Source organism: Prochlorococcus sp. MIT 0916, assembly GCF_047305155.1.
Lineage (GTDB): Bacteria > Cyanobacteriota > Cyanobacteriia > PCC-6307 > Cyanobiaceae > Prochlorococcus_B.
In genome coordinates, this window is the sequence record NZ_CP138980.1 from 336,567 (window position 1) to 349,028 (window position 12,462).

Below are 12,462 nucleotides of genomic sequence, written 5' to 3' on the forward strand. Positions count from 1 at the left end.
ATACATAATAAAATCAAGAAACCAAAGAAAAAATGTCAAGCCACCACCCTAATCTTTAAATACAGAAAACAAAATAACAAGATGCCTGAAATCCCTAACTCTAGAATTCGTAAACTCAGAACTTGGATCCCAGGGAAAAGATCCTCAGAATTGATTGGTGTAGATGAAAATCAAAATCAAATCACATTAATTGACCTAGCTAGTAATGACTATCTTGACCTAGCAAGACATCCATTATTAATTGAGGCAGCTAAAAAAATCTTAGAAACTGATGGAGTTGGTTCTGGAGGATCAAGATTTATTACTGGTAGTAGAAATATTCATCAAAGACTTGAAACGAAGCTCGCTGAATGGCTTGATCGCGAGATTGTCCTGCTTTATCCGAGTGGTTTCCAGGCAAATCTGGCTGCGGTTTTAGCACTTGCTGATCGTCACACTCCTGTTATTTGTGATCGTCTAATACATCATTCCCTGCTCGTTGGAATCAAAGCGAGTGGAGCAAAGCTCATTAGATTCAAGCACAACAATTTATCTGAACTAGAAAGACTTTTAAAAAAATCTAGACAAAGAAATCCTCAAAAAAAACCTTTAGTAATTACTGAAAGCCTTTTTAGTATGGAGGGTACAACAGCCCCCATAAAAGAAATTTCAAAGCTATGCATTAAGTATGATTCAAAATTATTGATAGACGAAGCTCATGCTTTTGGCGTTATGGGTCCAGAAGGAAGAGGAGAATCTTTTGGACTCAAAGAACCAATATCAATTATCAGTGGGACCTTCGGTAAGGCCTTTGGAAGTGGGGGTGCATTTCTAGCAACAGACAAGATAACAGGAGAAAATTTAATACAAAACTGTGGGGCATTTCGCTATACAACTGCTTTAGCTCCTCCACTTTGTGCAAGTGCTTTAGCCGCGTTAAATCTAATTGAAAGCAACCCGAACTGGGGGAGCGAACTGAAGGAGAAATCAATAGCTTTAAGAGATAGATTGTCTCAAATTGGGTGGCAACGGCCTAGTGGGGAAGGTCCAATAATCTCCATAATTCTAGGGTCAGATAAATTAGCCATGGATTATCAGAATAAACTTGAGGCACAAGGTCTTCTAACTGTTGCGATCCGTCCACCAACTGTCCCTGAAGGCAAATCAAGGCTCAGGTTGGTGATCAGACGAAATACTACCGTTCAGGTCTTCGAAAGACTTTTCAAAGTTCTTAAAAACAAATGAAAGAAATAATTGCTATGCATGGCTGGGCTGGTGATAGTCATCAATGGTCAAATTGGAAGAAAATATTTAAAAGAGTTGATTGGGATTGGCAAACTTCTGAACGCGGATATAAAGATTTAAGTCCTCATGCACCCAAATGGAATTACAGCTCAAATGGAGTCGACCTTAAAAGAGTTGCTATATGTCACTCTCTTGGTGCACATTTGATAGCTAAAGAAGTTTTACGCTCAGCTACTCATGTTGTATTAATCAATAGTTTTAGTCGTTTTCTTCCAAGTACCAAAGAGAATCGCCCTATAAAACTTGCCCTTAATAGGATGATGAATGCAATTAACACCCCTAATGAAGCACCTATGTTAAGAAAATTTGATATAAAAGCTTATAAACCTAATCACATTGATGTTAAGCCATCCGAATCAAAGCTCCTTCAAATATCAGATTCTGGAAGGTTGAGGCTAAAAAATGATTTAAAACTTCTTATAAATTCTGATTCTCTACCAATTGGCCTCAACAATTCTGCCAAGGTACTTATTGTTAACAGTGAACAAGACTATATTTTGGCTAATCAAACGAAAGAAAAGCTAACTGAAGATTTACTAAACCACTTAGAGCACGTACCCAAAATAATCAACCTTAAAGACGAGGGGCATTTCATCACAAAAATTAAAAATATCAAAACAGTTCAACACTGGCTAGAATTTGATCATGCATAAAACATGGTTTAGCCAAGTTAAGAAAAATTTTAACGAAGCTGCATTAAGTTATAACGAATCAGCATCAATCCAAAAAAGTACTGCTTTAAAACTTGCAAAAATATGTTCTCATCATTCCATTAAACATGGACTATGGGTTGACCTTGGCTCTGGAACTGGACTACTCGCTAAATCATTAGAAGATCTACATCCAAACCAATATGTAGTGAGATTGGATAATTCTAAAAACATGATTGATCAACATTCAGAAAAGAGTATTAAACAACTTTGGGATTTAAATAATGGGTTACCTCAGTGGTCTAAAAAACCAAATTTATTAGCTTCAAGTTTTGTTTTGCATTGGCTTGATAATCCACAAAAAAAACTTAAGGACTGGTTGAATTCTCTAAGTTTAGATGGATGGATTGCTTTAGCAATCCCAATCAAGGGAAGTTTTCCAGAATGGTATGAAGCTGCAGAAATGGCAAATTTAACATGTACGGCTCTTGATTTACCATCATACGACTCACTGATTAGAGTCGTTCCCAAACAAAGTATTTTATATAATAAAATTGAAGTTATCAAACAAACAGCGAAGAAGGCAACTTCTTTATTAAAGCCGATGATCAAGGTCGGAGCACAAAGTAGTCAGAAGGAACAATTAAGTGTTTCAGATTGGCGACATCTATTGTCTTTTTGGCCAATTTCCAACAAGGATAAAGATGTAAGCCTTAGTTGGTCAATTCAGTTTTTATTAATAAAGCGATGAGTGCTTCCTCAAAAAGAATTATTATTTGTGGTACAGATACAGATGTAGGTAAAACTATAGTTAGTAGTTTTTTCATCCAAGGTCTTAAAGGTATCTACTGGAAACCCATCCAAAGCGGAACAGAGGAAGGTACTGATACCCAAACCGTTTCTAATCTCTTAAATCTTCAACCTAACCGCTATCTTTCTGAAAGATATAAATTCAAGGCTCCTGTCTCTCCACATTGGGCTGCCGAACAAGAATCTAGTTTTATTGAACCAAGCAATTTAAAATTACCTGACTTAGATAAATTAATAATCATCGAGACTGCAGGTGGTTTAATGGTTCCTTTAAATCGGGATTGGCTACAAATAGACCAATTAAAGGCTTGGGGAGCTCCAATAGTTCTAGTAGCCAGGACAGGTCTTGGTACTCTAAATCACACCTTATTAAGTCTAGAAGCCTTGAAACATAGAAATTTAGATGTATTAGGGATAGTATTAAACGGCCCTCCACACAGAGACAATCCGAAGACTCTAGAGCAATTTGGGAATACAAACATTCTTGCTAGTCTTCCTATCTTTGACGAAGTCAACGCAAAAGTACTTTCACAAGAATGGAATAAACAGCAATTAGACCAAAAGCTTAAACAATATATTTAAGATTAAAATTTTATTTTTTTCTTAATCAAAAGATTATTTTGACTTCAATCAAGTTAAATAAAACAAGAGGGAAAACTAAATTTGATGAATGAGAAAGAAAATTCAAATCAAACTATTCAGAACCCTCATATATGGCCACCATTCACACAACTTACATCGTCTAAGCCTCAATTATTGGTTGAAAAAGCAAAAGGTGCTCTTTTACTTCCTAAAGACAGAGCTCCAATAATCGATGGGATAAGTAGCTGGTGGGTCACTCTTCATGGTCATGCAAATGAATATATTGCTAAGGCTATCGCAACTCAAGCAGAGCAATTAGAACAAATTATCTTTGCAGATTTCACTCATCCTCAAGCTGAGCTATTAGCTAATCGATTAAGCAAATTAACAGGTCTTGAAAAGTTATTCTTTTCGGATAATGGCTCTACAGCAGTAGAAGTGGCTTTAAAGATGGCTCGTCAATGGTGGAAAAACAAAGGTGACAATAGATCTCAAATCATTGCATTCGAAGGTGCCTACCATGGAGATACATTTGGAGCAATGGCAGTAGGTGAACGAAATATATTTAGCGAGCCTTTTGATCAAATGCTATTTCCTGTGAGCAGAATCCCATGGCCTGAGACATGGTGGGGCGATGAAGATTTTGAAAGACGAGAAAAGGAGGTTTTAGAAACTCTTGATCAACTACTAAAGAAACCAACTATTGCGGTAATTCTTGAGCCATTAGTGCAAGGGGCTGGAGGTATGCGAATGGTTCGTTCAGAATTTTTAGTAGAGGTGGAAAAAAGAATACGCCAAGCTAATTCTTTACTGATTACTGATGAAGTTTTAACTGGCTTTGGAAGGTGTGGAGAACTATTTGCCTTTCAAAGAGCAGGGTTAAAGCCAGACCTCATATCACTCTCAAAAGGGTTAACCGGTGGATTCCTTCCGATGGGAGTTACTATGTCCAGCAAAAGGATTTCAGAAGGTTTCTTGGGGGAAGATCCAAAGCAAACTTTCTGGCACGGTCATAGTTTCACAGCTAACCCCTTAGGCTGCGCAGCTGCCAATGCCAGCTTAGATCTTTTAGAAAACTCCCCTCAAAAATATTTAGATTTTGAGTCACGTCATCTACCTCATCTACAAAAAATAGTGAAAGATCCAAGAATTGAATGTCCAAGAATCACAGGAACCATTGCTGCTTTTAATATTAAAGTGAAAGGTAAAAAAGGGTATTTAAGTTCCGTTGGAAAAATCATGAAAGCAAGTGCATTGAGAGTTGGTGTATTCATTAGGCCATTAGGAGATGTAGTTTATCTAATGCCACCACTTTGTATCACAGATGAAGAGCTAGAAAAATGCTATTTTGGAATCCAAGAGGGCTTAAATTCTCTATCCTAGAATTTTTTCTTACCAAGATTCTAAGCACTTAGATATAAAATTATTTCTCAAATTAAACTTACATCAACCAACTTGGAGTCACATCCAAGTTTCCGCCTCTTAAAAAAGAGATCAACACTCCTAAAGCTAGGCTCAAGATAATAGAGATGACTAAAAGAAGAAGTGAAAACAGTTCTCCTCCCGATAATTGTCTCCTTATTCCTATCGATTTAGAAAATTGTCCAGGTTGTATATTCTGTAAATAAAGTTCTTTTTTCTGACTTATAAGATTATTCTCTTTTTCTATAAATAAGTCATAGTTTGCCCTCAAAACAGGATCACTTAATAAATCATAAGCTTCACAAACATTTTGAAATTGCCTTGTCGCTTCATCACTCGGCAAAGATGTCGTATCCGGATGAAGTTGCTTACTTAATTGACGGAAAGCTTTTCTAAGCTCTGCGTTATTGGCAGAGGTAGAAACACCAAGTAATTCGTAACAATTAGAGGAAGGAGTCAACTAAAGAAAATATGATCTAATAATGTATATATTTTATCTCAATATCTCAGGACTGACTATTTCAAAAACAATTCAAAATGTCTACTGATAAAAACAACAAAGAAGCAAGTCATCTCATGATATGGAATGAGCTTAAATGGGTGCCAAGTGAAAAACAATTAGCTCAATTCATCCTTTTACAAGAGTTACTTAAAGAATGGAATAAGAAGACCAACCTTACTCGTTTAGTTGATGGAGATGATTTCTGGACTGCACAAGTATGTGACAGCTTGTTGCCACTGCACGAAGAACTTCAAAACCCTGAACTTTCTCATAAATACATAGATATTGGCTCTGGCTGTGGATTCCCTGGTATAGCCATAGCCATAGCAATGCCAAATTCAAATATTACTCTTTTAGATTCTTCAAGTAAAAAAACGACTTTTCTTAAAGAAGTTTCTAAAGAAATTGGATTGAATTCTCGTATAACAGTCGTAACTGATCGAGCAGAGACAGCAGGAAGGGATCCAGTCCTCCGAAGTAATTTTGACTATGCCATTGCAAGAGCAGTTGCTTCTGCCAATGTAGTAGCAGAATATCTCGTACCTTTTTTAAATTCGACAGGTCAAGCTCTCATATTTAAAGGAGGATGGAGTGAAGCAGAGCAACAAATACTAAAAAAAGCTTTAACCAAACTAAATGCAGAGATCCAATTAACACATAAATTCGTACTCCCTAATAATCGCGGTATTAGGAATATTATTAGGATTAGTTCTGTTAATAAATGTCCTAATCAATATCCCAGATCAGTTGGCAAACCCAAAAAACAGCCTTTAGGTTACTAAATTCCCCATAATCTATCTCTTCTTCCTCCCCCTAATCTTTCTTTCAATTTTCTAAGTATAAAAAGTATTTCAGAGCTCCAAGGGCTATTAATCAAAACTTTTTTCAAGTCATCCTCGCTCACTTCACAATCCAAACAATCTGCGTTTGAGCCTGGGAACCAATGTCCTCCTCTGCCTAAAAGATCATAACGATCTTTAGCAAAGCTTTCCATATCCCAAGCCTCTAATAAATTATTTAGCCATAGCAAAATAGGTATATTAATCTCTCCTGGAGTTTGGTCCCAACTAGGTAACCCTGTCTTCCAAGTAGTCAACCATCGCTCTCCAAGCGACTTAAATGAGGCATCTACTAATCTTTTATCTATAGTATTAATTAAACCATGCGTTATATCAATTTTTGAGATTGCACTTAAATGAATATCTAGATCTTCAGGCTTTGACGCTCCAACACTTAATGTATGAATTCTTTTATCCCTCAAACAAAACAGATCATTAAATTCTATTGGATGCAAAGGACTGCATAGATCTAAAAGTTTCAATGAAGGTGTATGTAAATGCCCCCCCTTATCAGTAGGACTGATAATGAAAACCCCCATATCATTAGCATTTGCTGCTTGTAAAGCTCTTTCGTTTTCTTGACGTATAAAATACCAATGCAAATTAACATAATCAAAAAGCCCAGTTTCAATTGTTTTGATGATCAGGTCAACGTTTGCATGAGTTGAGAAGCCAACATGACCAACAAGACCATCTTTTTGCCATTGACGAACGATCTGTAGACATCCATTAGGACGAATAGTCATATCTAAATGCTCAGGAATATTGATACCATGAATAGCTAATAAATCAATTTTTTTAGAACCTAATCTACTCATACTTAACTTAAGTTCCTCCTCAAAAATCGAAGGGTCATTATTTGGTGGGATTTTCGTTTGCAATATTCTTTTTGGGTCATTGACTTGAGCGAAAGCCCAGCCTATCTGGCGCTCTGATGTTCCATAATGACGAGCAGTTTCTATATGATGCATACCCTGTTGAGACGCATGCTTAATAGTATTTCGCAAGATATCTTGTTGTTGATTATCAATCTCTTTAGGATCTAAATCCTTCCAGCTTTGTTGAAAGCGCATACCTCCTAGAGATAAGACTGGCATCTGAATCTCTGTTCGACCAAATCTTCTTCTAGGTATTGAAATATTTTTACTATCTTTAATTTTTGACACTTCTATATTAAAAATCAAGTAACCGGTGGCAAACCTAAATTCCTAAAATGATGATTTTTTAAAACTTCTTCCAATTTAATTAAGTCTTCAAAAGGAACCCAATCTATGCAATCAACAGGGCAGGTATCTATGGCTTCTTGTATTAATTCATCAGTGTCTCCATCTTGTCTAAACGCTCTTGCTCTGCCTTGTTCAGGCTCCATTGCAAAAGTGTTAGTAGCAACTGAACTGCAGTATGTACAGCCAATGCATTTCCTCTCATCAACCCAAACGGCTTTTTCCCTTAATTTCCCACCAAGGACTGGATCTCTGCCACTAAGCTCGAAATCTTCATTATTAGCTGCTTCGTATGCAAGATTTGGATCATAAATATCGTTTGAGGGATGATATTCAATAGACCTAGTTTCAAAAGCAGCTCTAGGATCAAAAGTCAATTTTCAAAAATAGCCTTAGGAATCCCAACGAGTAACTACTAATTCTATTGATCCATCTAAATTTTGCTTTTGCTCAGACACTTGAAATCCTTCTTGAGCAGTTGAATTAAGCACAGTGTTTAAGGCATAACGTTGAGTGACCTGAGCTAAAAATCTCTCAATTGGTATTGATTGTTTCCAGAGATCAAGGTCCGTTACAAGTTCATATGATTTTGAGCCTTCATTCCAACGAAATCCAATGTCTGCTCCTTTACTCATCTCAACAGTCATTTGAGCTTTTACAGTTTGACCTCTATAACCTCTAACTAGATTCTCACCTTCGTTGGGGACATACCCTAAGTCTATTAGAGCCTGTTTAAGGAACTCTTTCTTACGAAGTTGTGTTTTAACTGTGCTGAAATGTGACATCAGTGGATTTCTGCAGGAATAGTCTGTTTTTGAACGTTTTCGCGAAGAAAGGATTCAGAGGTTGGCTCTCTCCTTTCAACGGTGCCTAAGGCATCCTCAAGCTTCTCAGTTAAATCAATACATGCCTCACCAACAAGACCTTCAACGGTTTCTTCAACCCGTCCATCTTGTCGAATTTTAAATCGCAATGTGCGTTGTGGCATAAAATTGAAGCCCTAAGTCACGCATGATATAGAAAAAAACTCTAGAAACGCGAATTATTAATTACAACGAATTGTTTTTGTACCAAAAATTAAACCAATTGACCATCATCAATTAATGCTTTTAATTTTTTTTGTACCTCTGGATTATCCAATTGCTCCAAAGCTGTCCTTGCTTCATACCTGACAGAAGGCTCTCTATCATTTAATAAAACAGAAATAAAAGCCTCTATTATTTGAATTTGGATTTCCGCACTCAAAAGTCCATAAAGGCGGTCTAGGGACCAAATACAGTTACTTCGAACTATTGGTTCACCATCTACTTGCAAACTTTCAAGTAATTGATTAGCAGCTGGGGAAGAGCTCTCTGCTGAATTTAGTCCAACCTCAGCTAAAGAGCTGGAAGCCCACAATCTCACTGCAGCAACATCTTGTTTTAAAGCTCTAATCAGAGGTTCGAGAACTGGGGCGTCAGGGTAATTTCCGAGACTCCATGCAGTAGCTTTTCGCACATAAGCGTTACTATCAAACCTTAATAAGTGCAATAGAAGATCTATAGCTTTCGGACAAGGGTTTCTACCTAAAGCATAAACAGCACTCATCCTGACTACAGGAGAAGGCTCGTCAAGTAAAGGCAATAAGAATGGAAGAGCTCTAGGGTCTCTATGTTCACAAAAGACTTTTAAGCCCTGAAGTCTCTCATGATTACCGGATTGAAGCCATTTCAACGCAAGATCACATTCTTTTGATGAATTCCCTTGATCTCCATAAATTTTATCTAAGTCAATTTCATCTAAAGGATCTCCAGCCAATTGAGCAGCTAATTCTCTCGCTAAAAGATCAGGGTCTATGGCCAAATTAGCCAACCCTTGTTCATTTAAGTTTTGATTTTCATCATTCATAGCTCTGACAAAAGAAGAGCAAACTAATTAATTGGTGCTGGTGCAAGCATATCCCCAGGGAGCCATATCCGAGCGCTGACAGCGAACAAAGCAACAGCAAAAAGAGCAACAATTAAAATAGGAAAAAGAGTTGTTCGTAAAAAACCCAAAGTTACAAACTAATTAGAATTCTATTCTGCTTTAAATTTTGACCGTTTGGCTATCGAGGGTCAACTTTTTGAGTTATTAGTTTTGTTTTCTTCATTAAAAATACACAACTCACAAAAATGGAAAGCGCAATCCAAGCGCTCCTTTCTTGATGTAATAAGAAAGCCCCAATACTAACTAATCCACCATAGAGAATTCCTGAGCCTAAAACGAAGCGAGCTCCAAGCACAGAAAAATTGTCAACTGAATTGATATTTAGACTTTTCCTTATTTTTTCCCACCCAGGACCTGGAGGTTTTACTTTCATCACAAATTTATTGAGTGTCTCCTCAGACTCTGGCTCAGTAAAAAACAAAGTAAGCAACCAAATCACAGCGGTAAATGAAGTAGTAAATAAGAGTCTTTTTCCAAAATCTTCAATTGTAAAATAGGGAGAAACTGAGGTGATTAAACCTATACAAAAACCACTCAGCATTGCGGAAAGTTCCACTAGAGCATTAACGCGCCACCAAAACCACCTAAGAACAAGAACAGCACCTGGGCCTGTACCTATTGCAATAACAAGTCTAAACATTGAACCAATACTGTGACTAAATAGAGCCATGACGACTCCAATTAGCAGCAACAAAATACTTGCAACCTGACCTATAAGAATCATTTCTCTGGGACCAGCCGATGGTCTCACAAATCTTTTATAAAGATCATGGGCAAGATAACTTGCACCCCAATTTATTGAAGTACTTACCGTACTCATAAATGCAGCAACCAATGAAACCACGACTAATCCAAGTCCGACAGGCGGTAAATATGTAACAGCTAGGTTTGGATAACTTAATTCCCAGTCAGTTTGTTGAGGCAAGAGGACTAAACCAGCCAAACCAACTAAAATCCAAAGCCAACTGCGAATAAGATAATTTACAATTAAAAAAACTATTCCTGCCAAAGTTGCTTGTTTTTCATCTTTAGTAGCCAATAAACGCTGAATAAATTCCCCACCACCATCACTGCGTCTAAAACTCCACCACTGTAAAGAAATAAAAGCGAAAAAAGTAGTAATGCTTATTCCTGAACTATCCAACCAATTGAACCCATCTTTATTTAATGTCCATGGGAATAAAGAAAGGAGCTCAGGCCGATCTAAAGCCTCTAACTTTGTTAACAAATCCGTCATACCACCTGAAGCATCAAGTGCCACAAAGCAAACAGCAAACGCGCCTAAAAGAGCTAATGCAAGTTGTACAAAATCATTAACCACCACTGCCCAAAGGCCACCTAGTACAGTGTAAACAAGCAAAAACATAGCAACTAAAACCATTAAAAGTATCGTGTCAGTAAATGGTCCAAGCACAATATGTCCATCCACGACACCTAATGATTCAGCTACTTTACGCAGTGCCAAGAAAGCATAACCAATCCCAATACAATTAATTGGAACAGACAGCAAGAAAGCTTTTATACCTCTTAAATAAGCTGCTGGTTTACCCCCATAACGTAATTCAGTAAAGGCAGCATCAGTTAAAACTCCACTACGCCTCCAGAGTGGAGCAAATACAACTGTCATAGCAACATGTGCAAGCCCAAAACTCCACCACTCCCAGTTTCCTGCCAAGCCTCTAGTTCCAATAATGCCAGCTACATACAGAGGTGTATCAATCGAGAACGTTGTTGCAGCCATAGACATACCTGCAAGCAAACCATTCAGACGACGGCCCGCAACAAAATAGTCGGCCTCATTATGATTTTTCAAAGATATATAAATCCCTAATGCCAAAGAAAATATTAAATAAAGAAATAAAATAAACCAATCAATAACAGTCATAAGATCTCACGAATCATATTTTGTCTTGCTTAATTGATTTTTATTTTATCGATTGATTGTCTTCTTAACTGTCCACATGCCGCATCTTTATCTCTACCTCTACTTGCACGAACACTTACGGCAACTCCTTTATTTTCTAATAACTCTCTAAAGCTATTAACCCTAGATTGGCTTGGTCGTTTAAAGTTCTCTTCAGCAATTGGATTATAGGCTATTAAATTAACATGGCTCTGAAAACCTCTCATCAGAGCAGCTAGCTGCTCTGCATGAATATCTTGGTCATTCAACCCTCCAAGAAGGATATACTCAAAACTTACTCGTCTACCAGTGAGTTCAATATATTTTTTACAATCTTTGAGTAATGAATCAATTGGATAAGAACTCGCTGAAGGAATAATTGATTCACGCAAGGGCTGATTAGGTGCATGAAGACTAACAGCAAGAGTGAATTTAACTCTTCCTAAACGCTCTTGAGCTAATTTTGCTAAGTCTGGGAGAGTATCAGGTATGCCAACAGTGCTAACAGTTATCTTTCTTTGACCAATACCAATATCATTTGTGAGACATTCAATGGAGTCTAAAACATTCCGAATATTAAGAAGTGGCTCGCCCATACCCATAAAGACTACATGAGTGGGCCTCCTATTCATTGTTTCTCTAACACTAATAACTTGATCAACTATCTCATTCACATTTAAAGATCTATTAAGCCCCCCCTTCCCAGTAGCACAAAATTTGCAGCCCATAGGACAACCAATTTGACTTGAGACACAAACAGTGAGCCTTTTGTCAGTTGGAATTCCTACTGTTTCTATAACCTCACCATCAAAAGTACCCATTAATAATTTTATGGTCTCATCTTCTGCAATAACTCTATTGATTTCATTAAGCCTTCCAATCTTTATTCCTTTATTTTCTAATAGATCTCGCCATTTCTTTGGAAGAACAGTTATGGCATCTAAGCTTTTTGCCCCTCTTTCATAAATCCATTCATGAATTTGCCTACCACGAAAAGCTTTTTCACCTTCTTGACGAGCAAATTCCTCAAGATCCTCCGAACTTAAGCCAAGCAAAGATGTATTACTTGATAATTGAGGAATTCTTGTCACCAATTCATTAAGCCGTGTCCCAATCTAAACTCCAAAAGAACCAATGCAATAAAACCAATCATTGCCCATCTACCATTAACTCGTTCTGTATGTGTATGAAAGCCGTAGCGAGGTAATTTTCGCTTGGGAACTACAGGTGGATCAATCATCGATGAACTTTAAGTGGAAGAACTAGATATTAGAAAATT

At 37.2% G+C, this 12,462-nt stretch carries 16 protein-coding genes; 6 read left to right on the forward strand and 10 right to left on the reverse strand.

Translation table 11 applies throughout. The features are described 5' to 3' along the window. Window positions 1-81: 81 nt before the first annotated feature. The 5 genes from SIB53_RS01830 to bioA all read left to right on the forward strand — a co-directional run bounded on the left by SIB53_RS01830 (window position 82) and on the right by bioA (window position 4,709). Window positions 82-1,224: an aminotransferase class I/II-fold pyridoxal phosphate-dependent enzyme gene (locus tag SIB53_RS01830; protein WP_413678526.1), complete on the forward strand. Its 1,143-nt coding sequence runs from the start codon at window positions 82-84 to the stop codon at window positions 1,222-1,224. Then, window positions 1,221-1,937 (forward strand): alpha/beta hydrolase, encoded by a 717-nt coding sequence (locus SIB53_RS01835; protein WP_413678527.1) that lies wholly within the window; start codon window positions 1,221-1,223, stop codon window positions 1,935-1,937. Before SIB53_RS01830 ends, SIB53_RS01835 begins: the two co-directional genes overlap by 4 nt. Beyond that, a complete protein-coding gene (locus SIB53_RS01840; RefSeq protein WP_413678528.1) occupies window positions 1,930-2,685 on the forward strand; it encodes a methyltransferase domain-containing protein in 756 nt (251 codons plus the stop codon). The genes SIB53_RS01835 and SIB53_RS01840 overlap by 8 nt, the downstream gene beginning before the upstream one ends. Beyond that, a complete protein-coding gene (gene bioD / locus SIB53_RS01845; RefSeq protein WP_413678529.1) occupies window positions 2,682-3,326 on the forward strand; it encodes a dethiobiotin synthase in 645 nt (214 codons plus the stop codon). The genes SIB53_RS01840 and bioD overlap by 4 nt, the downstream gene beginning before the upstream one ends. Before the next feature lie 84 nt (window positions 3,327-3,410). Continuing rightward, window positions 3,411-4,709: an adenosylmethionine--8-amino-7-oxononanoate transaminase gene (gene bioA, locus SIB53_RS01850; RefSeq protein WP_413678530.1), complete on the forward strand. Its 1,299-nt coding sequence runs from the start codon at window positions 3,411-3,413 to the stop codon at window positions 4,707-4,709. A gap of 58 nt (window positions 4,710-4,767) precedes the next feature. On the opposite strand, the gene SIB53_RS01855 is transcribed toward bioA, so the two are convergent. Continuing rightward, window positions 4,768-5,208: a J domain-containing protein gene (locus SIB53_RS01855; protein ID WP_413678531.1), complete on the reverse strand. Its 441-nt coding sequence runs from the start codon at window positions 5,206-5,208 to the stop codon at window positions 4,768-4,770. Window positions 5,209-5,285: 77 nt separating this feature from the next. On the opposite strand from SIB53_RS01855, the gene rsmG reads away from it, so the two are divergent. Then, entirely contained in the window at window positions 5,286-6,032 is a 747-nt protein-coding gene (gene rsmG / locus SIB53_RS01860) for a 16S rRNA (guanine(527)-N(7))-methyltransferase RsmG (protein WP_413678532.1), read from the forward strand. Here rsmG and SIB53_RS01865 read toward each other — a convergent pair. From SIB53_RS01865 to SIB53_RS01905, 9 genes are all read right to left on the reverse strand, one after another. Beyond that, window positions 6,029-7,255, reverse strand: a complete 1,227-nt coding sequence (locus SIB53_RS01865) for an aldo/keto reductase (protein ID WP_413678533.1) — start codon at window positions 7,253-7,255, stop codon at window positions 6,029-6,031. The genes rsmG and SIB53_RS01865 overlap by 4 nt on opposite strands. Before the next feature lie 14 nt (window positions 7,256-7,269). Continuing rightward, window positions 7,270-7,689 (reverse strand): ferredoxin, encoded by a 420-nt coding sequence (locus SIB53_RS01870; RefSeq protein WP_413678534.1) that lies wholly within the window; start codon window positions 7,687-7,689, stop codon window positions 7,270-7,272. A 15-nt stretch (window positions 7,690-7,704) separates the two neighbouring features. Continuing rightward, entirely contained in the window at window positions 7,705-8,097 is a 393-nt protein-coding gene (locus SIB53_RS01875) for a DUF1257 domain-containing protein (RefSeq protein WP_413678535.1), read from the reverse strand. Further along, window positions 8,097-8,300 carry a DUF2997 domain-containing protein gene (locus SIB53_RS01880; protein ID WP_413678536.1) on the reverse strand — a complete coding sequence of 68 codons (204 nt, stop codon included), beginning with the start codon at window positions 8,298-8,300 and terminating at the stop codon, window positions 8,097-8,099. Before SIB53_RS01880 ends, SIB53_RS01875 begins: the two co-directional genes overlap by 1 nt. A gap of 89 nt (window positions 8,301-8,389) precedes the next feature. Then, window positions 8,390-9,199, reverse strand: coding sequence for a HEAT repeat domain-containing protein (locus SIB53_RS01885; RefSeq protein ID WP_413678537.1), 810 nt, complete (start codon window positions 9,197-9,199; stop codon window positions 8,390-8,392). Window positions 9,200-9,222: 23 nt separating this feature from the next. Further along, on the reverse strand, window positions 9,223-9,348 hold the full coding sequence (locus SIB53_RS01890) for a hypothetical protein (protein WP_269603327.1): 126 nt from the start codon (window positions 9,346-9,348) through the stop codon (window positions 9,223-9,225). A 50-nt stretch (window positions 9,349-9,398) separates the two neighbouring features. Then, window positions 9,399-11,165 carry a sodium:solute symporter family protein gene (locus SIB53_RS01895; protein WP_413678538.1) on the reverse strand — a complete coding sequence of 589 codons (1,767 nt, stop codon included), beginning with the start codon at window positions 11,163-11,165 and terminating at the stop codon, window positions 9,399-9,401. A 29-nt stretch (window positions 11,166-11,194) separates the two neighbouring features. Then, window positions 11,195-12,274, reverse strand: a complete 1,080-nt coding sequence (gene rlmN, locus SIB53_RS01900) for a 23S rRNA (adenine(2503)-C(2))-methyltransferase RlmN (RefSeq protein WP_413678539.1) — start codon at window positions 12,272-12,274, stop codon at window positions 11,195-11,197. Continuing rightward, entirely contained in the window at window positions 12,271-12,423 is a 153-nt protein-coding gene (locus SIB53_RS01905; RefSeq protein ID WP_413678540.1) for a high light inducible protein, read from the reverse strand. The genes rlmN and SIB53_RS01905 overlap by 4 nt, the downstream gene beginning before the upstream one ends. Window positions 12,424-12,462: the final 39 nt, after the last annotated feature.

Excerpts from the sequence above, each read along its gene's own strand:
- bioA (WP_413678530.1), top strand. The coding sequence starts at position 3,411 with ATGAATGAGAAAGAAAATTCAAATCAAACTATTCAGAACCCTCATATA.
- rsmG (WP_413678532.1), top strand. The coding sequence starts at position 5,286 with ATGTCTACTGATAAAAACAACAAAGAAGCAAGTCATCTCATGATATGG.
- bioD (WP_413678529.1), top strand. The coding sequence starts at position 2,682 with ATGAGTGCTTCCTCAAAAAGAATTATTATTTGTGGTACAGATACAGAT.
- SIB53_RS01880 (WP_413678536.1), bottom strand. The coding sequence starts at position 8,300 with ATGCCACAACGCACATTGCGATTTAAAATTCGACAAGATGGACGGGTT.
- SIB53_RS01835 (WP_413678527.1), top strand. The coding sequence starts at position 1,221 with ATGAAAGAAATAATTGCTATGCATGGCTGGGCTGGTGATAGTCATCAA.
- SIB53_RS01885 (WP_413678537.1), bottom strand. The coding sequence starts at position 9,199 with ATGAATGATGAAAATCAAAACTTAAATGAACAAGGGTTGGCTAATTTG.
- SIB53_RS01830 (WP_413678526.1), top strand. The coding sequence starts at position 82 with ATGCCTGAAATCCCTAACTCTAGAATTCGTAAACTCAGAACTTGGATC.
- SIB53_RS01875 (WP_413678535.1), bottom strand. The coding sequence starts at position 8,097 with ATGTCACATTTCAGCACAGTTAAAACACAACTTCGTAAGAAAGAGTTC.
- SIB53_RS01840 (WP_413678528.1), top strand. The coding sequence starts at position 1,930 with ATGCATAAAACATGGTTTAGCCAAGTTAAGAAAAATTTTAACGAAGCT.
- SIB53_RS01895 (WP_413678538.1), bottom strand. The coding sequence starts at position 11,165 with ATGACTGTTATTGATTGGTTTATTTTATTTCTTTATTTAATATTTTCT.
- SIB53_RS01905 (WP_413678540.1), bottom strand. The coding sequence starts at position 12,423 with ATGATTGATCCACCTGTAGTTCCCAAGCGAAAATTACCTCGCTACGGC.